24 protein-coding genes and 1 tRNA gene are annotated in these 19,875 nt (G+C 51.5%); 19 read left to right on the top strand and 6 right to left on the bottom strand.

Annotated features, from left to right (window positions below):
- Positions 1-14: 14 nt before the first annotated feature.
- The 4 genes from LG204_RS12200 to LG204_RS12185 are packed head-to-tail and all read left to right on the top strand — an operon-like array spanning position 15 to position 3,393.
- On the top strand, positions 15-2,015 hold the full coding sequence (locus LG204_RS12200; protein WP_230337529.1) for a secretin N-terminal domain-containing protein: 2,001 nt from the start codon (positions 15-17) through the stop codon (positions 2,013-2,015).
- On the top strand, positions 2,012-2,485 hold the full coding sequence (locus LG204_RS12195) for a type II secretion system protein (RefSeq protein WP_230337528.1): 474 nt from the start codon (positions 2,012-2,014) through the stop codon (positions 2,483-2,485). The genes LG204_RS12200 and LG204_RS12195 overlap by 4 nt, the downstream gene beginning before the upstream one ends.
- Positions 2,460-2,894, top strand: a complete 435-nt coding sequence (locus tag LG204_RS12190; RefSeq protein ID WP_230337527.1) for a type II secretion system protein — start codon at positions 2,460-2,462, stop codon at positions 2,892-2,894. Before LG204_RS12195 ends, LG204_RS12190 begins: the two co-directional genes overlap by 26 nt.
- A 10-nt stretch (positions 2,895-2,904) precedes the next feature.
- A complete protein-coding gene (locus tag LG204_RS12185) occupies positions 2,905-3,393 on the top strand; it encodes a type II secretion system protein (RefSeq protein WP_230337526.1) in 489 nt (162 codons plus the stop codon).
- Positions 3,394-3,445: 52 nt separating this feature from the next.
- Here the strand turns inward: LG204_RS12185 and LG204_RS12180 are convergent, their stop codons facing one another.
- Positions 3,446-4,093 carry a lytic transglycosylase domain-containing protein gene (locus LG204_RS12180; RefSeq protein WP_230337525.1) on the bottom strand — a complete coding sequence of 216 codons (648 nt, stop codon included), beginning with the start codon at positions 4,091-4,093 and terminating at the stop codon, positions 3,446-3,448.
- Positions 4,094-4,395: 302 nt separating this feature from the next.
- Between LG204_RS12180 and LG204_RS12175 the strand changes: the two genes are divergently transcribed.
- Entirely contained in the window at positions 4,396-4,755 is a 360-nt protein-coding gene (locus LG204_RS12175) for a hypothetical protein (RefSeq protein WP_230337524.1), read from the top strand.
- A gap of 66 nt (positions 4,756-4,821) precedes the next feature.
- On the opposite strand, the gene LG204_RS12170 is transcribed toward LG204_RS12175, so the two are convergent.
- On the bottom strand, positions 4,822-5,049 hold the full coding sequence (locus LG204_RS12170) for a hypothetical protein (protein ID WP_230337523.1): 228 nt from the start codon (positions 5,047-5,049) through the stop codon (positions 4,822-4,824).
- Positions 5,050-5,086: 37 nt separating this feature from the next.
- Positions 5,087-5,653 (bottom strand): peroxiredoxin, encoded by a 567-nt coding sequence (locus tag LG204_RS12165; protein WP_230337522.1) that lies wholly within the window; start codon positions 5,651-5,653, stop codon positions 5,087-5,089.
- Between the two features lie 69 nt (positions 5,654-5,722).
- On the opposite strand from LG204_RS12165, the gene LG204_RS12160 reads away from it, so the two are divergent.
- From LG204_RS12160 to LG204_RS12150, 3 genes are all read left to right on the top strand, one after another.
- Positions 5,723-5,798, top strand: a tRNA-Arg gene (locus LG204_RS12160).
- 272 nt (positions 5,799-6,070) lie between these two features.
- A complete protein-coding gene (locus tag LG204_RS12155) occupies positions 6,071-6,655 on the top strand; it encodes a DNA-3-methyladenine glycosylase I (RefSeq protein WP_230337521.1) in 585 nt (194 codons plus the stop codon).
- Between the two features lie 600 nt (positions 6,656-7,255).
- The gene (locus tag LG204_RS12150; RefSeq protein ID WP_230337520.1) at positions 7,256-8,428 is read left to right on the top strand and encodes an acyltransferase family protein; all 1,173 of its coding nucleotides are present in this window, start codon (positions 7,256-7,258) and stop codon (positions 8,426-8,428) included.
- On the opposite strand, the gene LG204_RS12145 is transcribed toward LG204_RS12150, so the two are convergent.
- Entirely contained in the window at positions 8,421-8,663 is a 243-nt protein-coding gene (locus LG204_RS12145; RefSeq protein WP_230337519.1) for a hypothetical protein, read from the bottom strand. The genes LG204_RS12150 and LG204_RS12145 overlap by 8 nt on opposite strands.
- Between LG204_RS12145 and LG204_RS12140 the strand changes: the two genes are divergently transcribed.
- The 4 genes from LG204_RS12140 (at position 8,662) to LG204_RS12125 (ending at position 12,076) form a co-directional block, all read left to right on the top strand.
- Entirely contained in the window at positions 8,662-9,030 is a 369-nt protein-coding gene (locus tag LG204_RS12140; RefSeq protein WP_230337518.1) for a VOC family protein, read from the top strand. The two genes, LG204_RS12145 and LG204_RS12140, sit on opposite strands and share 2 nt — an antisense overlap.
- 90 nt (positions 9,031-9,120) lie before the next feature.
- Complete coding sequence (gene chrA, locus LG204_RS12135) at positions 9,121-10,482, top strand: chromate efflux transporter (protein WP_230337517.1); 1,362 nt, start codon at positions 9,121-9,123, stop codon at positions 10,480-10,482.
- 129 nt (positions 10,483-10,611) lie between these two features.
- A complete protein-coding gene (locus LG204_RS12130) occupies positions 10,612-11,139 on the top strand; it encodes a DUF2380 domain-containing protein (RefSeq protein WP_230337516.1) in 528 nt (175 codons plus the stop codon).
- Positions 11,140-11,290: 151 nt separating this feature from the next.
- Positions 11,291-12,076, top strand: a complete 786-nt coding sequence (locus tag LG204_RS12125; RefSeq protein ID WP_230337515.1) for a PEP-CTERM sorting domain-containing protein — start codon at positions 11,291-11,293, stop codon at positions 12,074-12,076.
- Positions 12,077-12,169: 93 nt separating this feature from the next.
- Here the strand turns inward: LG204_RS12125 and LG204_RS12120 are convergent, their stop codons facing one another.
- The gene (locus tag LG204_RS12120) at positions 12,170-12,445 is read right to left on the bottom strand and encodes a hypothetical protein (protein ID WP_230337514.1); all 276 of its coding nucleotides are present in this window, start codon (positions 12,443-12,445) and stop codon (positions 12,170-12,172) included.
- Between the two features lie 262 nt (positions 12,446-12,707).
- On the opposite strand from LG204_RS12120, the gene LG204_RS12115 reads away from it, so the two are divergent.
- The 3 genes from LG204_RS12115 (at position 12,708) to LG204_RS12105 (ending at position 15,406) form a co-directional block, all read left to right on the top strand.
- A complete protein-coding gene (locus LG204_RS12115) occupies positions 12,708-13,109 on the top strand; it encodes a hypothetical protein (protein ID WP_230337513.1) in 402 nt (133 codons plus the stop codon).
- A 139-nt stretch (positions 13,110-13,248) separates the two neighbouring features.
- Positions 13,249-13,512, top strand: a complete 264-nt coding sequence (locus tag LG204_RS12110) for a DUF1840 domain-containing protein (RefSeq protein WP_230337512.1) — start codon at positions 13,249-13,251, stop codon at positions 13,510-13,512.
- 193 nt (positions 13,513-13,705) lie between these two features.
- Complete coding sequence (locus LG204_RS12105) at positions 13,706-15,406, top strand: tetratricopeptide repeat protein (RefSeq protein WP_230337511.1); 1,701 nt, start codon at positions 13,706-13,708, stop codon at positions 15,404-15,406.
- A gap of 80 nt (positions 15,407-15,486) precedes the next feature.
- Here LG204_RS12105 and LG204_RS12100 read toward each other — a convergent pair whose 3' ends face one another.
- Complete coding sequence (locus LG204_RS12100) at positions 15,487-15,663, bottom strand: PLD nuclease N-terminal domain-containing protein (protein WP_230337510.1); 177 nt, start codon at positions 15,661-15,663, stop codon at positions 15,487-15,489.
- A gap of 320 nt (positions 15,664-15,983) precedes the next feature.
- On the opposite strand from LG204_RS12100, the gene LG204_RS12095 reads away from it, so the two are divergent.
- The 4 genes from LG204_RS12095 (at position 15,984) to LG204_RS12080 (ending at position 19,834) form a co-directional block, all read left to right on the top strand.
- Positions 15,984-18,296 (top strand): TonB-dependent receptor, encoded by a 2,313-nt coding sequence (locus LG204_RS12095; protein ID WP_230337509.1) that lies wholly within the window; start codon positions 15,984-15,986, stop codon positions 18,294-18,296.
- 71 nt (positions 18,297-18,367) lie between these two features.
- Positions 18,368-19,048, top strand: coding sequence for a Fe2+-dependent dioxygenase (locus LG204_RS12090; protein ID WP_230337508.1), 681 nt, complete (start codon positions 18,368-18,370; stop codon positions 19,046-19,048).
- A 14-nt stretch (positions 19,049-19,062) separates the two neighbouring features.
- The gene (locus LG204_RS12085; RefSeq protein WP_230337507.1) at positions 19,063-19,335 is read left to right on the top strand and encodes a PepSY domain-containing protein; all 273 of its coding nucleotides are present in this window, start codon (positions 19,063-19,065) and stop codon (positions 19,333-19,335) included.
- A gap of 16 nt (positions 19,336-19,351) precedes the next feature.
- The gene (locus LG204_RS12080; RefSeq protein WP_230337506.1) at positions 19,352-19,834 is read left to right on the top strand and encodes a cytochrome b/b6 domain-containing protein; all 483 of its coding nucleotides are present in this window, start codon (positions 19,352-19,354) and stop codon (positions 19,832-19,834) included.
- Positions 19,835-19,875 lie beyond the last annotated feature (41 nt).

Here is a 19,875-nt window from a genome sequence, read left to right as displayed (position 1 = left end):
AAACCTGGTTCAAGATGAAGTCCATTCCCCTCACCACATTGTGCAGCCTGCTATTGCTCAGCGAGCTGAGTGCCTGCGCTTTTGCGCCATGGCCCAAGTCCGATGTCAAAGGCGATACCCCTGAGGCGCGGGTAAGCAGCGCACAAGAAAATCTGCATGCCAAACCGGAGTCCGCCATCCCGCGCAAGGATCTTTTTATCACGCAGGAGCAGGCGGTGAAGGAGTTGCTGGCCGAGGCTGAAAAGCAGCGCACCGCCGGGCATTTTATCGAGGCCAATGCGCTGTATGACCGCGTGATCACGCTCGCCCCCAACAATGTGCGTGCCATCGCTGGCAAGGCCAGCATCACCCGCGAGTATGCCCACAGCAAACGGCTGGATCAGGCCAGGGCCATGCTGGATAACCACAATAGCGAGGCGGCGTGGTCCATTCTCCGCACGATTCTGATGGAAAACCCTGATAACAAGGAGGCGCTGCAACTGCAAGCGAGCATACGCGCCAGCCGCGATGTGGCGCAGTCTGAGCCACCGCGGCTCAAGCCGCCATTTCAGAAACCGGTGAGCCTGGAGTTTCGCGATGCCAATATCAAGATGGTGTTTGAGGCGCTGTCGCGCGCGACGGGGATCAATTTCATTCTGGATAAGGATATCCGCGCCGATGCCAAGGCCACGGTCTACATCCGCAAGGCCTCGATTGAAGATGCCATCGAGATGGTGCTGGCCACCAATGGCTTGCAGAAAAAAGCGCTGACCGAGACGAGCGCGCTGATTTTCCCCAACACGCCGCAGAAGGTAAAAGACTACAAAGAGCTGATGATACGCAGCTTTTACTTGACCAATGCTTCGGCCAAGCAGGTGGCGTCTACCCTGAAAACCGTGCTCAAGACCAAGGATGTGGTGGTGGACGAGCGGCTCAATATGATCGTCATGCGCGATACGCCGGAGGTGATTCATATCGCCGAGAAACTGGTGGCGGCGAATGACCTGGCGGACCCCGAAGTCATGCTGGAGATCGAGGTGCTGGAAATCAGCCGCAGCCGCCTGCAGGAGCTGGGCATTGCCTACCCCAACCAGATTTCGGTCAATAGCCGCATTCCAGTGACGACTTCCACCGCAGGCTCGGGCATTGCGGTCAGCTCGACGGTAGCGACGGATGCGCCGCTGACGCTGGAGGGCTTGCTCAATCTCAATTCCAGCCGCTTTGATGTCTCGCCTAATCCCTCAGTCAACTTCCGCAAAACCACGGGCGACGTCAATCTCATCTCCAACCCGCGCATACGGGTGCGCAACAATGAAAAAGCCAAGATACTGGTGGGCGACAAGGTGCCGATTATCACCACCACCTCGACCGCCAATGTCGGTATTTCGGAAAACGTGACCTATATCGATGTCGGCCTCAAGCTGGATGTGGAGCCGCGCATCACGCTGGATGATTTCGTCAATATCAAGATCGGCCTGGAGGTGAGCTCGCTGGGCGACCGCACTACCACCCGTAATGGCGCCACGGTGTATACCATAGGCACGCGCAATGCCAGCACGCTGTTGCGGCTGAAGGATGGCGAGATGCAGATACTGGCCGGGCTGATCCTGGATGACGAGCGCAAGAATGCGAGCAAGTTGCCTGCGCTGGGCGATATTCCCATCCTCGGGCGGCTGTTTTCCAACCAGGAGGATCGCAAGAACAAGACCGAGATCGTGCTGGCGATTACGCCACGCATCCTGGGCAATATCAGTCGGCCGGATGCCGAAATATCCGAATACTGGTCGGGCACCGAAAGCGGTATTTCCGATAAACCGCAGATCGCCGCGCCAACGGCTAACAGCAGCCCAACCGTCAGTGCCGCCACCGTGGAATCTGCTGTCGAAGCTCCCTCTGCTGCGGATGCCAATGGTGTATCGGCGGAAGATGCTGTCATTACGCCGCCCGCCGCCAACACCAACCCGCCAGCACCAGCCGCCACATCCCCAGTGCCTGCACCGCCACCTGCGGTAGAAGGCGTGGATCTGTCGCGATGAAATCCCGTGCCGGGTTTACGCTGATCGAGATGGTGGTCACGGTGGTCATCGTGTCCATCCTCGCGGCGGCGGCCATGCCGGTGATGCAGCTGACGCTCAAGCGTAACAAGGAGGCCGAGTTGCGTACCTGTCTGCGCCAGATGCGCGAGGCTCTTGATGCCTACAAGCAAGCCTATGACGAGGGCAAGATCAAGCGTGGGCTCGATCAGTCCGGCTATCCGCCCAGCCTGGACGTGCTGGAGCGCGGCGTGCAGGATCAGACCCGGCCAGACAAGAAAATTATCCGCTTCATCCGCAAGATTCCACGCGATCCACTCAATCATGATCTGACCCTGGCCCCGGCCGACACTTGGGGCAAGCGCAGCTACCAGAGCGAGGCCGATGCGCCCAGCGAAGGCGTGGATGTCTACGATGTGTATTCCAAAAGCCCGGAGCAGGCCATCAATGGAAGCTGGTACCGTGACTGGTAAACGCCTTGGTAGCGGCAAGCCTGGCAAGGGCTTTACCCTGATCGAGCTCATGGTGGTGATGACCATCGTGGCCTTGCTGATTGCGGTGGCGGTGCCACGTTATTTCCATAGTGTGGACAAGGCCCGGGAATCGACGCTGAAGCATGATCTCAACGTGATGCGCGAAGCCATCGACAAGTTTTACGGGGATCATGAGCGCTATCCCCGTTCGCTGGAGGAACTGGTCAGCCTGCATTACATTCGCGCCGTGCCACCAGACCCGATCACTGGTTCTCGCGAGACCTGGGTGCTTATTGCGCCCGAGCTAAATGTGAATGGCGTGGAGGCGAACAGTGGCAGCGCCGTGTATGACATCAGGAGTGGCGCGCCGGGCACCGCGCGCGACGGAACGGCCTATGCGGATTGGTAGGCGGGACGGGATGCCTTGTCAGCGCGGATTCAGTTATATCGGCTTGCTGCTGATGATCGCGATTGCGGGTGTGGGGCTGGCCGCAGTTGGCATGCGCTGGCATCAGCAGTTGCGCGCGGAAAAGGAAAAACAGCTGCTGTTTGTGGGACATCAGTACCGCGCGGCGATTGCCAGCTACCAGGCGGCCAATCCGAATGGCCCGCCAGTCTATCCGGCCAGCCTGGAAGACCTTTTGCGGGATAAACGTTACCCCAACATCAAGCGTCACTTGCGCAAGCTGTACGATGATCCCATCACGGGCAGCGCCGAGTGGGGGCTGATCCGGCAGCAGGGCCGCATTATCGGCATATACAGCCTGTCGCGCGATAAACCTGTCAAGCAGGGCGGGTTTGCGCCGGATGACAGAGGGTTCAAAGGCGCCAGCAGCTATCGCAAATGGGTGTTCGGTCAGGAACTGCTGGAACCGGAGACGCCGCAAATCGGATTTTCCAAGCCGTGATCCCGCGATCATGGCGCGGGTGAATGTCTCCTGGCAGCGCAGTGTGGGATGTTCAATTGCCTAGGCTATATTGCAACTGGCGATATTTGCGCAATACCCTGGGAACATAACGCTGGGTTTCGGCATAAGGCGGCACGCGGTAGCCATGGCGGATGACCGCTTGCGGCCCCGCATTGTAGGCGGCCAGCATCAGGGAGGTATCGCCATGAAATTGCTGCTTCAGCCATTGCAGGTATTGCGCGGCCGCCAGCACATTCTGCGTCGGGTCCAGACTGTCGGTGACGCCGTAACGTCTGGCGGTCGCAGGCATCAGCTGCATCAAGCCTCTGGCGCCTTTGGGCGATATCGCCAGGCGGTTGCCGTTTGATTCCACATGCATGACTGCATGCAGCAGGGCAGGCTCCAGCGAGGTAAGCCTTGCGGCATGACTGACGCTTGCGGCAAAGGGCAGGGCGGGCGTGGGAGAGCTTGCTGCATGGCTTGCAGAGGCCTTTATCTGATTTGTCGTTGCCTCGGCGACCAGTACCACATAAGTATTAGCGGGGTCTGCCGCTTGCTCTTCCAGATTGGTAAGGCGGATTTCCTGAGTGTCATTTTTCTGCATGTAGATATCGGCCTGGGCAAAGCAGGGCATCAACAACAGAAGCAGATACATGCAAATAGCGTAGTGGGGCATGGCGCCAGCATACGAACCCAGCATGAAGGATTGATGACATGCATGGCGGCAACCATGGGGATCATGACCAAACGCGGCAGCGGGCTGACCTCAGCCGATGTATGCCCCGGGCGACAATTCTTGTCACCGTCGATTGTTAGGCGTGTTTTTCGCCCCTATGATGAATCAGCTTTCTCACAAAAGCGGCGGCCGGCAGACTGTTTGTTGCTGGCCGCAATCTCGTTTGCTCCCCATATCACTACTACCGCTGGCGTGTACTTGGCTTGTAAGGCCGGAGTGCAACTGGCAATATGGCACACTTTGGTTTTAAGGTATTGGTGGGGTTTATGAATAATCTGAATTACCGATGTTTGGCAGCCGTTTCTGTGGTCATGATGCTGAGCGCGTGCAGCAGCGTGAAGGTCTGGCCATTTGGCGCCGATGAAGTTGTCACGGTGCCCGGTGCGCCCGCCAACTCAACCGCCTATTTCTGCGAAAAGAACAAGAAATTCTTTGTGCGCATGCTGGATAACGGCGCCACTGCCTGGGTGATATTGCCTGAGCGCGAATTTGCCCTGGCAAAATCTGGCAGCACGTTCAGCAACGGTGTCTCGACCCTGACCATACAAGGGCAAGAGGCAACCTTGATTGTGACACCGGAAAATACCTATAGCGCTTGTAGCGTACCGGCGCCCATCAAAAAATAAAGCGGGATTGCCAGGCATAAAAAAAGAGCCATCGTCGATGGCTCTTTTGCATTTCAGGCCTGCCCGTTATGGCTTGCAGGCAAACTGCATGATGCGTTTCTGCTCGATCAGGCTTTCTTCCCTGCTGCCAACGTCAAAGCCGTTCGGGCAATAAGCCTTGGCTTTTTCATTGCATTTGTCCCAGGACGAGAAGCCGTTACAGTTCACGCTGATCCATTCGCGGCTGGGTTTTGAGTTCGGTGTGCTGCATGCCGAGAGCGATGCCAGCATGGCGATCAATAGCAATTTTTTCATGAGTGGTGAGTCCTTTTAGCTTGAGTGAGCAAATCTGTTACCGTGCGCTGAGTTGGCGCAAGTCATCGATAATTTCCTGTGAGTGGCGCGAAGTATCCACGCTTTGGTAGACCTTGGCAATCTGGCCCTCAGGGTTAATCAAAAAGGTATAGCGCTTGGCGATTTTGATGATGCCCAGATTGGTCAGGGCGCCATAACTCGCAGCCACTTTGCCATCGGTATCCGACAGCAGCGGAAACGGCAGGTTGTACTTTTTGGCAAATTTAGCGTGCGACTCGGTGTCATCCACGCTAATGCCTACAATCTTCGCCCCCAGTTTTTCCAGCTGCACCATGTCATCGCGAAAGCTACACGCCTCCTTGGTGCAGCCAGGTGTGTCATCTTTGGGGTAGAAGTACAGCACCAGCCAGCTCCCCTGATAATCCTGCAAGCGATGCGCATCGCCCTTGATACCCGTGAGCGAAAAAGGCGGCGCGGCCTGACCCACCTGCGGCAAAGGGCTCGCCATGGCAAACGAGCGATAAAGCAGAAAGCCGAGAAACACAAAAGCAGAGGCAAGAAGGATTTTCATTGATAAAGCCCGCGGAACAAAGATATTCATCATAACAAGCCTGGCCGGGATTTTGTATTTGCAAATTTCCTGCAGCGTTTTTTATGCGAAAATAACGGCCTTGCCCTCGTAGCTCAGTGGATAGAGCATTCGCCTCCTAAGCGAAGGGTCACAGGTTCAACTCCTGTCGAGGGCACCATCTGATCATCCCCTGGCATCCATTTATGGTCCAGTAACCCTAGTAAAATAATAAGTTACTGGGATTGCTGTTCCATGTTGTCTATTGTCATCCAACCAACGCATCGCGGCGAATGCTGAGGAAGATGCTCCAATGGATCATCCTCTTCCCATCATTTCATTAAATTTGGGTGCGGTTCTTTGAAATGCCACTGTGTCTTTAAATGTGTTCAAGAAATATGTTCAAATGAAACATGATCTGGCAAAGGGATAGAACATCTGGATGTTGCAAATATGACCGATAAAGGACTAATCACCAGGTGCTCGTGGGCTGAAGACGACCCGCTGATGCAAACCTATCACGACACCGAGTGGGCTATTCCGATCCGAGACTCACGCCTGTTGTGGGAAACACTGATGCTTGAGGGGTTCCAGGCAGGCTTGGCCTGGATCATTGTGCTCCGCAAGCGTGAGTCATTCCGCAAGGCATTTGATAACTTTGATCCGGCGAAGGTCGCGAGCTACGGTGAAAGTGATATTTTGCGGTTGATGGCAGACGCCGGAATTATCCGTGCCAGGGCCAAGATTGAGGCGACGATTCGGGGCGCGCAGATTTACTGCGAAATGGAAAGCCGTGGTGAAAGCTTCAGTGAGTTTTGCTGGTCGTTCACTGACGGCAACGTTATCGAGGGTGATGGACAAAGCTGGATCGCGAGTTCACCCCTCTCCGAGCACATCTCAAAAGAATTGAAGAAAAAAGGGTTCAAGTTCGTGGGCCCAACGATTGTGTATGCCTGGATGCAAGCAGTGGGGATCGTCAACGATCATGCGGCGACGTGCTTTTGCCGGAGCAAGGGTAACCATAACGGCCTGCGTTAAAGCTCGCCTCTGTCTTGAAGCTGATATCTTCAGTCTGGCTCTGGTCGATATCTGGAATGCATACTCCTAATCTGCTTATTCATTAATTAAGAAAAAGTTATGACGCCTGTACTGGGAACCATCATTATTTATGCCCGAGATATGATGGCAGCGCAGCCTTCTACAGTAAATATTTCGGCTTCCATTCGAATGGGGAGGTGTTGATGGTTTAATCGAACTTATCAATCCTAGTGGGGGTGCTAGCATATTAGTTCATCAAGCTGCCAAGTCGGTTAAGCTGGGGCAGGCCGCGATTAAGCTGTCTTTTGACGTGGAAGACACAAACAATTTTATTTTAAATGCGCGAGTAAACGGGTTGGAGTTTGGGCCTGTGCATCAAGCTAATGGGTATAGCTTTGCCAATGTTAAAGATCCAGATGGTAATTAGATCAGCATGTCAAGCCGTAAATTTCGGAATACAGCTTAGGGAGTAAACCTATAAAGGGTGGGCGGGAGCGGTAAATATCAAGCCTGAGAAATTACTTTGTAGTCCATGCGGCCTATATTGATAACTGAAGGATTCCTGTCTAATGCATCCCATATCTTATGGGATGTGAAGAAATGGTCATACAAAAAAATAATATAGAACATCTACCATGGCTTGATGGATTAAGAGGAATTGCAGCATTATGGGTTTTGCTTTCCCATGTGCAGATTTTATCTGGCTTTAGGACAATACCCGTTTTGTCATGGGGAAGCCTGGCGGTGGATTTGTTTATGATGTTGTCAGGTTTTTTAATGACACATCACTACATTTTACGAAAAAACAAAGAGCCATGGGAGCGCCTTTCTACAGCCGGTAAATTCTGGCTTCGCCGATTCTTCCGAATAGCCCCCCTTTATTATGTTCTCTTGGTGATTGCTCTTTTTATGGGGGATTATTTAGGAGAAAGTCGTCATTCCATAGCTGCTGTTTGGCCAAACACAGCAACTGATCCTGAGCGATACTTTGATCAGAGCATTCAAAATATTATTGCTCACTTCACATTTTATTTTGGATTCTCTCCTACTTATTCTTTCCGTAGTCCACTACCAGATTGGTCCATCGGCTTGGAAATGCAATTCTATTTAGTGTTCCCTTTATTAATGTTTTTGATGTACAAGTTTGGTCCGGTTAAAATTACATTTGCAACATTATTGGGGTGTTTGTTTCTACAAAATGTATTCCCAGGATTTTTTCATCAGTTTCAAATGCCATCGTTCTTACTTCTTAAGCTTTATGTATTTAGTATTGGGATTTGGATTGCGCTCGCGAGAGATGATGGGGAAATGAAGAGAGGGTTTGCTGTGGCATTGGGTATTGCAATTGCATACTTTGTCATGGATCGCTCTGGGTTGGCATTTGGTCGCATCGTAATTGTAGTTCTTATGTTTTACTTGATGGATAATGGAACAATGCCGGCATCCAAATATTTAACTAAAGTAGTTGAATGGGCAAGGGTTACACTCTCATCCAGGATCAGCGTATTTTTAGGCGAAACGTCATATGCCTCTTATTTAGTTCATTTGCTATTTGTGATACCAATAGCTGGTTGGCTTTCTACACAGACATTTTATGTTGAGTTGCCAGGAAGTGTGCGTTTTGGATTGTGTCTAGCTTTAACAATACCATTTATATATTTTACCTCTTGGGTTCTGTTTAATAAGGTGGAAAAGAGAGGTATTGACATTGGGAAGTTAGCAATTAAAGCTTTTGAAAAGAAAAAATTCTCAAATGCCAATACATTTAAATAAGTGGGCGTGATCCGAAAATATTTGAATTTTTTGTATAAAAATATGTATAAGAAATAATGATATTTTTATAGTGTGTTTCCAATAAAGGCTTGCGTTGATGTTTCAATGCCTGTCGAGGGTATGACTTATCGGGTTTCGTTATCATTAAGACTCGTTCTGGGAAAGAGATAGAAACACCATTTCTTTTTGGCGTGCCTTCGGCATCCTGCTCCATCTCAATTTCAGGTGACCCCATGTGCAATCTACACATTACCGAAATCAAAGCCTTCGTCCCTTCCAAAGACTTTACCTTGTCGAAGCAGTTTTATACCGATATGGGGTTCACCATGGCTTCCGAAGGTGGCGGCGTTGCCTATTTTCATTTTGGAGGGGTGAGTTTTCTGCTGCAGGATTATTGTGCGGAAGGGTTTGCTGAAAATTTCATGATGCATATTCTGGTGGATGATGTGGAGGCCTGGTGGCGCCATATTGAGGATAGCGGTGTCGTGAAAAAATATGCAGTTAAAATTTGGCCGATGGAGACGCAGTCGTGGGGAATGCGGGATTTTTGCCTGACAGACCCCTCTGGCGTTCTCTGGCGTATTGGGCAGAATGTGGATTGATGTTTGCCGCCAGATTTTCTCACTGACAAACTACAAAATTGATTCCATATTTCAGCTACATTCCCCCGCTTGACTCTGGCTTGATGTTTCATGAGCACTAAAACTACGCCTGCATACCCAACAACTCCCGCTCCTCAGCCAGTCTCCCTGGCGCAGGCCTTCTGGTATTGGCTCAAGTTGGGTTTTATCAGTTTTGGCGGGCCCGCGGGGCAGATTGCCATCATGCATCACGATCTGGTGGAGAAAAAGCGATGGATTTCTGATCAGCGTTTTTTGCATGCATTGAATTACTGCATGGTGTTGCCTGGCCCGGAGGCACAACAGTTGGTGACGTATATCGGCTGGTTGATGCATCGCAGCTGGGGCGGCATTGTCGCTGGCGGTTTGTTTGTGCTGCCATCGTTTTTCATACTGACTGGCCTAGCCTGGATCTACATGGCGTATGGATCTATTCCCGTGGTGGCAGGGGTGCTCTACGGTATCAAGCCTGCAGTGGTGGCGATTGTGATGTTTGCGGCGTATCGCATAGGGCTGCGCACCCTTAAAAATCGGGTGCTATGGAGCATTGCCGTACTGGCGTTTCTGGCGATATTTGTGTTCAAGCTGGCCTTCCCTTTGATTATTATTTCAGCCGGTTTGATCGGCTATCTGGGCGGAAAATACTTTCCCGTTTATTTCAAGGTGGGTGGTGGCCATGGCGCTGGCGGCGAAAGTTTGGGTCCCGCATTGATTGATGACCATACGCCTACGCCTGCACATGCGATATTCAGCTGGGCCAGATTATGGAAGGTGGCGCTGACAGGGGTGGCGATCTGGCTCTTGGCCATGGGCGGGCTCATTGCTGCGTATGGCTGGTATGGGGCATACACGCAGATGGGCTGGTTCTTTACCAAGGCGGCCTTGCTGACCTTTGGTGGGGCGTATGCGGCCTTGCCTTATGTGTATCAGGGGGCAGTGGAGCATTATCACTGGCTCACGGCCCCGCAGATGATGGATGGCTTGGCATTGGGCGAGACAACGCCAGGGCCGCTCATCATGGTGGTGACCTTTGTCGGCTTTGTGGGGGGATGGGTTAGCGAGGTGTTCGGGGCTGGCGCCACCGTGGCTTCTGCCTTTGTGGCGGCGGGCATTGTGACCTTCTTTACTTTTTTGCCCAGCTTTGTGTTCATCCTGCTGGGTGGGCCGTTTATCGAGACCACCCATGGCAAGCTGAAATTTACTGCGCCGCTCTCTGCGATTACGGCGGCGGTGGTCGGAGTGATTGTCAATCTGGCTGTGTTTTTTGCGTATCATGTGATGTGGCCACAAGGGCTGGAGGCGGCGGTGGATTGGGTTGCAGTGATGCTGGCGCTGGCAGCTGTTATCGCCATTTTTCGGTTCAAGGTAGGCGTCATACCGGTCATTCTGGTATCGGGCCTGTTTGGCATGTGCCTCAAGCTCACCTTGTCCTGATGCTTTTGCTGGCGCTTTCCGCGGGGCTTTTGTAGCCAATAGTCGCAACCTATATCTTCCGGTGCAGTCGTAACCAGACAAGCCGCAGTCTCCCAGCATGTCCATAGCAGTTACTTAAGGTATTCCCACATGAAGCGTTTTTTGATGGTCCTCGGCGTATGCTTTTGCATCAGCCTGTTTGTTACCAGCGTACACGCAGAGCCTCGCCCCAAGGTCATGGCGCTGGATTTTCAGTTGAATGATATGACGGATATCCCGAATGCCCCGGAAGAGCTCGAGCGGATTGCGCTTTTATCGTCGGCGTTTCATCAGAAGCTTGCCGAGAAAGATATTGAGCTTATCGCGCCGAATGAGGCGATCAAGGCGGCCATGGCAAGCCAGTCGGCCACCTATCTTTACAGTAATGTTGAGAACGCAGCGCAGCTGGCGGAGGGGAGCGGGGCGGACTATCTGCTGATAGGGGTTGCCTTGAAGCCTACGTATCTCTTTGTTTACCCGCGCTTGCTGCTGGTGGATATCAAAACCCGTAAAGTTCTCATGTCCAAATCCTCGCAACTGGAAAGTTCCTGGACGGATCGCAATACCACTATTCGCACGGCGGCGAATCTCGCTCAAGTCGTCAAAGATCGTCTCTTGAAACTGGATGGTACGAAGTAGGCTGCACCGCGCCTTCGGGCGTGCCCAAGAGTATCTCTAACCGAGCTGTATTGTACTGAAGTACAGGTGTACCACGGTACAATGGTTGCTGCATCGCTCGTTCCCTAGAATGGCTTCCAACAATCATTCAACAACACGGGGAACGAAAATCATGAATAAATTCAAAATCGGCGTCATGGTGGCTCTGGCGGTATTCAGCCTGAACGCATCTGCTACCAGCTTCAAGTATGGCAAGGGCGATAACCATGACCGCGATGGCAAGTACAGCACTTCGCACGATGGTTGCGCTGTTTGTGATCCTGACAACAGCATTTTTGGTTCTGATTTCAAGGATGGCAAAACCACGCAAACCTTCAAGGACTTCATTCCTGAAACCGACGCGACATTCACAGCGGTTGGCGGCAAGTTCGAGAAGAAAACACAAGACGGCTACACAGGTGTAGGTATCTCTGGCAAGACGGGTGGCGAAATCGATATCGGCGAGCGTATCGATGTATCGTTCACCAAGAACATCATCATCACCAACATTACTCTGGGTCTGCTGTTTGATGGTCCTGAGTACGGCGATGTGAATGAAACCGCGAAGATCACCGCCACCTTCATGGACGGTACTAAAGCTGATTACTTCCTGACCGCCACCGGCCTCAAGACAGCCGTCTGGTCTGGCACTAGCGGCACCGTCAGCAACATCAGCGAAGCCAGCTACGGCGAAGGCGCACTGTGGGCGATTGCCAATCCATTCGGCAACAAGCAAGTGAGCGGCCTGTCTTTCACTGCAGTGACGGGTCTGTGTGGTAGCGGCAAATGCAACAACCAGTCTGACTACGTTCTGCATTGCATCTCGGCAGTACCAGAGCCAGAAACCTACGCCATGATGATGGCAGGTATTGCAGCAGTAGGCTTCAGTGCTCGTCGCAAGGCTAAAAAGCAAGCTTAATCAGGCTGAATGCCATATATAAAAAAGGCTCCCAAGTGGAGCCTTTTTTTATTCAAACGAATCCATGCAAAAAATCATGCCAACGTGGCGTGATTAATAGCTGCTGCCAGTATTTTCTTTTTGCATGTCGCGCGACTTGTTGGCTTTGCTTTCCGTTTCAGATTTCTTTTTCAGCTTCTGGATATCATTTTCGCTGCCTGTAGTGGCTCCATCAGGCGAGTGCTGCTTGGAGTTTTGCTGGGAATTGTGCGGCTTTTCCATTTGCTCCGGTGGTGTGGTGGTGGAATTGCCTTGAGTGGATTCTGCGAAAGATATCGTGCTGGTAAATACCAGCATCAGGCTACACAACGTGCTCACTATAAATTTCATGACGATCTCCTTGGTTGTTTGTAATTATTGCTTGGTGCATCTTCACGTTACGTTACCGACCCTAGTATCAGCATCCGCTAATGGCTTAATTCCATGTAGGAATTATTGTCGGGGCGCTTTTGTGTCAGTGCTTTCTGACAACACAATCAGGGCTTGACCGATTATTCAGCCAGGGGTGCATAAGTAATAATCTATGCAACCAGTCCAGATAATGGCTCGCGCCATGTGTCGGCTGATTCATCCACATTTACTAGGGGTTAGCATGTCAAAGTCCGGGATTGCGCGCGAGGATGTCATTGATTTTGTAATGAGTTGCGAAAATGTCTTTCGACTGGGTATTTACGAGAAAAAGCGCCTCGATGAACTGGATGTGTTTGCTGTACAAAGAAAGATGGCACACTACCTGCGCTTGGCGACTGATCCACGGTTGTTGAGGATTTACCCCGAAGCGGCAACCAAACAAAAATGCATATTGATCGATCTGGACGTGGCGCCTTGCGCCTATGTGATGGAAGTGCTGGGCCAATGGAGTTCGCGGGCGGTGGCTTCCAAGGTTGCGGTTGAGGTAACCGTGGCGGGCGCGCTGGTGTTGAGTACCCGATCGCAAATGGCAGCGCCATCCAGGCAACGCGTACATGCTAAGGTTTCAGCTGCATCGTTATAAGCCTGACAGGCTATTCTAAAGAAGATACCGATAATTCTGACCGCGGGGCGCATTCGCTGCCGGTCTGCAGAAACAAAAATTTTTAAAAAGGTAAAGCTGGATGATAACTTTTTCGACAGATCGTTATAGTGATATCAGCATGTTTAACGAGGTTGCCCAACAACTCTTGGGTGTCATAGGCCACAGCGGCACGGTCCCCGGTGCCATATTGGCTGGGGATGTACCTGCCGCCTTGCAGCGCTTGAAGCAAGCCAGTGAGTCGGATACCGAGGTGATAGCTGGCAGTGATGATGGGGATGACAGTGGCGAGAGTGCTGGCGTTAGTCTGAAGATGCGAGCATTGCCGTTGATTGCGCTATTTGAATCCGCACAACAAAACAATAGCAATGTGATGTGGCGCTAGTTTTTCCAGTGGTTGCCAGCCTCGTTTAATCCTTGAAATATCATTTCTTCAAGCGTGCTTAATAAGCGGCTTGTCTTAGCGTCATCCCCTTTGTACCGACTAGACTATACTGTCTAGACTAAACGACAGCATTGCGCTAATCTTTGGACGGTTTACCCAGTGCATGACGTGGCAAGTACAAGGGAATGAGATAATGAAAACCGGATTTCAACAGGCGAGACAGCCTGGACAGAGTGAGATGCATGCGTTAATCGGGCTTTTGAATGCGGGGCAGATGCCGCAGGCGGAAGCGACAGCAAGAGCCATGCTGCGCCAATATCCGCAGACGCTCATGCTGCACAATGTGCTAGGCATCGCGTTGGAGTCGCAGCAAAAGTATGCTGATGCGGCGGCCAGTTATCGAAACGCGATTGCGCTTGAGCCCAAAATCGCTGAAATACACTTCAACCTCGGCGTGGTGCTGGGGCATCTGGGCCGTGTAGATGAGGCCATCGCCTCTTATCGCAAAGCCATTTCGCTCAAGCCTGATCTGGCGGTCGCTTACTTCAATCTTGGTTTTGCCTTGCAAACCCTAGGGCGCTATGAAGAGGCCATTCCCAGTTATCGCAAGGCCGCGGCCATGCAACCCACGTTTTATGAGGCACATGGCAACCTGGGTACGGTGCTGCAAAAGCAGGGCAAAATGGAAGACGCCATTGCCAGCTACCGCAAGGCGCTGGAAATCCATGCCGACCCACGTGGCTACTTTAATCTCGCTACTGCGCTACGCGACCATGGGCAGCTGGAAGATGCGGTGACGGCATATCGTGCTGCGCTACGCATGCAGCCTGATTATGCAGATGCCTTGAACAATCTGGGGGAAGCATTGCGAGATCAGGGCAATATGGATGATGCGGTCAAAGCCTATCAGCACGCTTTGCAGCTGGATGCTGCGCATCCTGCCGCCAACTATAATCTCGCCGAATTCCTTTATCTTGCGCGTGAATACGCGCAGGCAATTCCGCATTTTGAACGCTCGCAATTAGGCGATTGGCAAGAGCGCATCCTTTACTGCCTTTATAAATCCGAGCAGTTTGATGCATTCAAGGCGCGCTTGCCCCAGGTCATGGGCGATACCCATGCTTCGCCTTTTCTGGCAACCTTGTCTACCCATTACGCGACCAACTTTGGCGTGCCCGATCCCTATCGGTTTTGCCCCCAGCCTATGAATTATGTGTTTCATAGTCGCATTGCCCCTTTGGCCGAGCAGGACAGCAGTTTACTTAGTTCGCTGCTGAAAGATATTACCCTCACCGAAATTGCCGAGCGCAAGCAGGGCAGATTGCATCATGGCATACAGTCTGCGGGTAATCTGTTCAAACGTTCCGAGGCCTCTTTCAAAACCCTGGCACAGCTGATCAAACAGCAAGTGCAGGCATTCCGCGCGCACTACGCCGGACAGGATTGCGAACTGATTGATGGATTCCCCGACGACATAGAGTTCACCAGTTCCTGGTACGTGAAAATGCAAAAAGGGGGGCATCTGACCTCGCACATCCACGAGATCGGTTGGCTCAGCGGCTGTGTTTACCTGGCGATCCCCAAAGACAAGCAGGGTGAGAATGACGGCAGCATCGAGTTCAGTACTGATGGTGATGAATATCCACGCCAGCATGATGATTTTCCGGTGAAAGTGATCGCGCCGCAGGTGGGCGATATCGTGCTATTCCCGTCTTCCCTCTTTCATCGCACCATCCCGTTTAATTCCAATGAAGAGCGCATTTGCGTGGCATTTGATATAAAACCTCGCATGGCCAAGGTCGGCGCAGCGGTCACGATGACCGTCGCATGGATGGCGATGACGTTTGCCGACATCCTTGAGGTTGGCGTGGTTTCACTGAGATACGTTGTGTAAGCGATAGCCACCATACGGGTTGGCCATAAAAAAACCAGAGACATTTCTCCGGTTTTTTTATGGCTTATGAGGTTGGGATTTTAAACTTTTTTGCCGCCAGGGCCAGCCAGATACCATACGATCAGGCCTAGTACCGGGAATACCAGCACCCCAAGAATCCACAGTATTTTTGCGACGGTATCCGCCGAGCTTTGCGCAATCTTGATGATGGCAAAAATGTCGGCGATCAAAATCAGTAATCCGATGATGCTGCTCATTCACTTCCCCTTTTTTTGTATGTGTTGGTGCTAGTCATCATAAGCGCAAGCCCATGTGGCGCCTATCGGCTTCTATCCTATGTCTTTGTAGGACAGAAAAGGACACCCTTTTTGTGGCGTTTAGACAACAAGTCTCTCTATCGTGAGGTGTGATGTAGAGCACTGGCAGGGCGCAATCGCCGTTGTTTTTTTGCAACACGTGAAACTCTTTACTTTATTTAACAAATGGTAATCGTTATCATTAGCGATAAATTGCAAGCCAAGATATTAAAGCCAGCGATGACCTTCCATAAAAAAACTATATTTTAGGATTTGAATCCATGCGTTCGTTCAAAGAGCCGATCTTGTCGCACTTGGCTAAAACTAAAACCGCTGCATCGCCGTGTGCCGCGTCTCAAATTTTCCCTGTTGGCGCTATCGTTGCTGCCTTGTTTTTAAGTACTGGTGCTTATGCAGCTGACGCTTCTCCTTCTGATACCCCAGTAACAAAAGAAAAATCTTCAGAAGAGCAGCAGGTATTGCCAGAGGTTGCTGTCAACGCCTCCAAGGAAAAAGAAAAAGCAGATGGTTACCAAGCAACCAAGACTCGGGTCGGCAAGGTGTTGCAGGATCCGCAAGATGTCCCTCAAGCCATAACGACAGTAACGCGTAGCCTGATGACGGATCAGCAGGTCGGCTCTCTGCGTGAAGCATTGCGTAACGTTTCAGGTTTGACCTTTAACGCAGGCGAGGGTGGTCGCGCTGGCGATAATATGATGCTGCGTGGGTTCTATACCTTTGGTGATATTTATCTGGATGGCATTCGCGATACAGCGCAATACAACCGCGAGACATTCAATCTTGAGCAGGTCGATGTGTTGCGCGGCTCAGCAGCTATGCTTTTTGGTCGTGGGCAAGCAGGTGGTGTGATCAATCAGGTCAGCAAAATGGCTAAGCTGGAAGATGCTAATAAAGTTTCAGCAAGTCTTGGCGATTATGGCTACCAACAATACACCGCTGATCTTAATAAGACACTGGGTGAAACGGTGGCATTGCGCGTAAATGTCATGGATCGTACCGAGGAAGCTACTCGCCAGAATAAGGCTGCTGGCGATAGACCCGAATTGAATCGTAAGGGAATTGCACTCAGTTTAGGCATGGGGATAGGTACGGATAACGAGCTTTACCTCAATCATGTTTATACCCAAACCCGTGATGTCCCGGATTTTGGTATCCGTTTTGCCAATGGCAAACCTGTGAGCCAGTACTATGGAACTTTCTGGGGAACCAACGCCAACTTTGACGACAGTGACACGCGTGTGTCCACGGCTATTTTTACCCATAAATTTAACGAAAAGACACAATGGCGTACTCAAGTGCGTCAAGGGTCATATCAGCGCGCATATTGGGTAAAAACCCCGCCTAACGGTCTCAGTCCGGCACTCCCATCTGCGAACGCCAGCGTGGGTGGCAATATCGCACGCACCTTGGATTATCAGACGTTTACCGTACAGTCTGATTTTTCTACCGAGTTAAACCTCGCTGGAATGAAGCATGAAGTCATCTTCGGTGTCGAATATTTGCACGAAGATTCCTATCGCCAAAGCTTGCAGGGCCTGGTCGATGCAAATGGCAATCCTTATTATCGTTCCAGTGCTGTGGTTCAGACCGGCAATAAAGGCCTGAATAAATTCAAGAGTGATAGCCAGGCTGTTTATATCCAGGACTCGATCGAATTTGTTCCTGACTGGAAACTGTTGCTTGGTGTGCGTCGAGATCGCATGGACGCAGACTATTTCCGTACAACACGTACAAACGCTGCCACGGTTAATCCGGCAACCTATGCAGATCTCGATTCTGATCTGACATACAGTGAGAATAGCTATCGTACGGGCCTATCCTGGCAACCCAGCCCGACGGCACATTACTACCTCAGTTACAGTGATTCTTTCAGCCCAACTGCTGACCTTTATCAACTGACGACCACCCCCTATCCTGCTGAAAAAAGTAAAACAACGGAGTTGGGTGCAAAATGGCTGTTTTTTGATGGTGACCTGGCATTCCGTACTGCGCTGTACCGGGCAGACAAAGACTGGGAGCGTAATACCGACTTAGAGTCATCAGCGTCCATTTTGACACGTAAGCGCCGTACTGACGGCTTGGAGTTTGAGCTTGCCGGCCGTATTACCAGTAACTGGGAAGTTTTTGCCGGCGTGGCGTTTATGGACTCACGCATACTCAAGGTCGCCAACAATACCGATCCGGTGTCGGGCGTCGTGACGTATGCTGATCCGCGATTCGAAGGCGAGCGTTCCCGTAATACCCCGCCCATGACGGCCAATATGTGGACAACCTATAGCTTCCTCGGCAATTGGCGCGTGGGTGGCGGTTTCGAAGCCAAGGGTGAACGTTATGGCTACGTGCCAAGCAACGCCGTTGGACCGTTTGTTAATGGTGATTTCCAGCCCAACACTATTCCCGGATACACCCGCTGGGATGCGATGGTGAGCTACGAAGAAAAGCGCTGGAATGTCCGCCTGAACGTGAAGAATCTCTTCAACAAGGAATATTATGATGCCTTGTATGATAACGGTGGCTTGGTGGTTCCCGGCAATCGTCGTATTGCGATCCTGACGACTGAAATCAAGTTCTAAATAGTCGTTGTTTGAATGTGGGTCAGGTCATGGGTATCATGGCCTGGCCTTTTTTGTATTGAGCGGACATCATGCTATTACATATTCCTCAGGTGCTGAATTCTGCTGAGCTGCTTGAATTGCGCAAGCTGCTTTCCTCTGCCAATTGGGCGGACGGCAAAGTGACTGCGGGTACGCAATCCGAGCAAGTCAAACGCAATATCCAGCTGCCTGAAACCTCTGCCGAAGCGGAGCAGGCGCGGCAGATTGTTCTTCGGGCATTAAGTCGCAATGCCCTGTTTTTTTCAGCGGCGTTGCCCAAGAAAATCTACCCTCCATTATTTAACCAATACCGCGAAGGCATGGATTTTGGTGCGCATATCGATAACTCGGTGAGAACGCACGCTATCTCGGGCATGCATGTACGTACCGATATTTCATGCACGCTGTTTCTTGCTGACCCGGAAAGTTATGACGGTGGCGAGCTGGTGGTGGAGGATACCTATGGGCATCAGATGGTCAAGCTGCCGGCGGGCGATATGGTGCTTTATCCAGGCACCAGTTTGCATCATGTACGGCCCGTTACACAGGGCGCGCGCCTGGCGAGTTTTTTCTGGATACAAAGCATGATCCGCGAGGATGCTCAGCGGACGCTGCTGTTTGATATGGATGCGGCGATTGCCACCCTGCGTGAGCAGGTGGGCGATAATGCGGCGGTCATACGATTAACCGGCAATTACCACAACCTGATCCGGATGTGGGCCGATACTTGAGGAGTCAATACACCATGAAGTTGCGTAGCTGGAGCCTGGGTGCTCTCTTGCTGTTATCCGTGCTGAATGTGCATGCGGCGGCAGATTGCCCTGCTTATCCCAAAGAGGAATGGGCCTCGGAGGATACCTTGAAGGATGCGTTGGCCCAAGAGGGTTACAAGATCAAGAAATTCAAGGTAGATGGAAATTGCTACGAAATCTACGGCTGGAACAAGCAGGGTAAAAAGGTCGAAATCTATTTCGATATGAAAACCTTCGCCATCATCAAAGCGGAAGTGGAACGCTAGTCGTTAGGCATAGGTCATGTGGCCCTGGTTTGTAAGACTCACTCACTGGTTGTTGGCCGCGATAGTCATTGTTAACTGGTTTAACGATACAGGCGAGTGGCACCGTATGCTGGGGTATATGGGAGTAGCCATTGTGGTAAGCAGAGTTGTCTATGGCATGCTTTCTACCTGCCCGGCAGTGCAGTTTTACTGGCCATCGCCCCGTCAGCTGGTAGCGCACCTGAAATCTGTACTGCACGGACACCCCGAGCATCATGTCGGCCATAATCCTTTGGGGCAGTTGGCGGTTTACATCATGTGGCTACTGGTGATCTTGCTCGCTTTTACCGGATGGCTAAGCAGAACAGATGCCTATTGGGGCGAAGAGTGGCCGGTGTCCCTGCATACGGGCCTGTCCTCTTTACTGCAAGAGATTGTATTTATTCACTTGGTGGGGGTGGTAGTGATGTCCAGAGTTCAGGGAAAGAATCTCATCAAAACCATGATTGTGCGCAAATAATTGTAAAACCACGTCTTGCCATGCCGCAGAACACGCTCGCG

The sequence above is a fragment of the Methylovorus menthalis genome (assembly GCF_020523625.1).
GTDB lineage: Bacteria > Pseudomonadota > Gammaproteobacteria > Burkholderiales > Methylophilaceae > Methylovorus > Methylovorus menthalis.
Note: the sequence above shows the minus strand (reverse complement) of the source record. Positions and strands in the feature narration are given on the sequence as shown.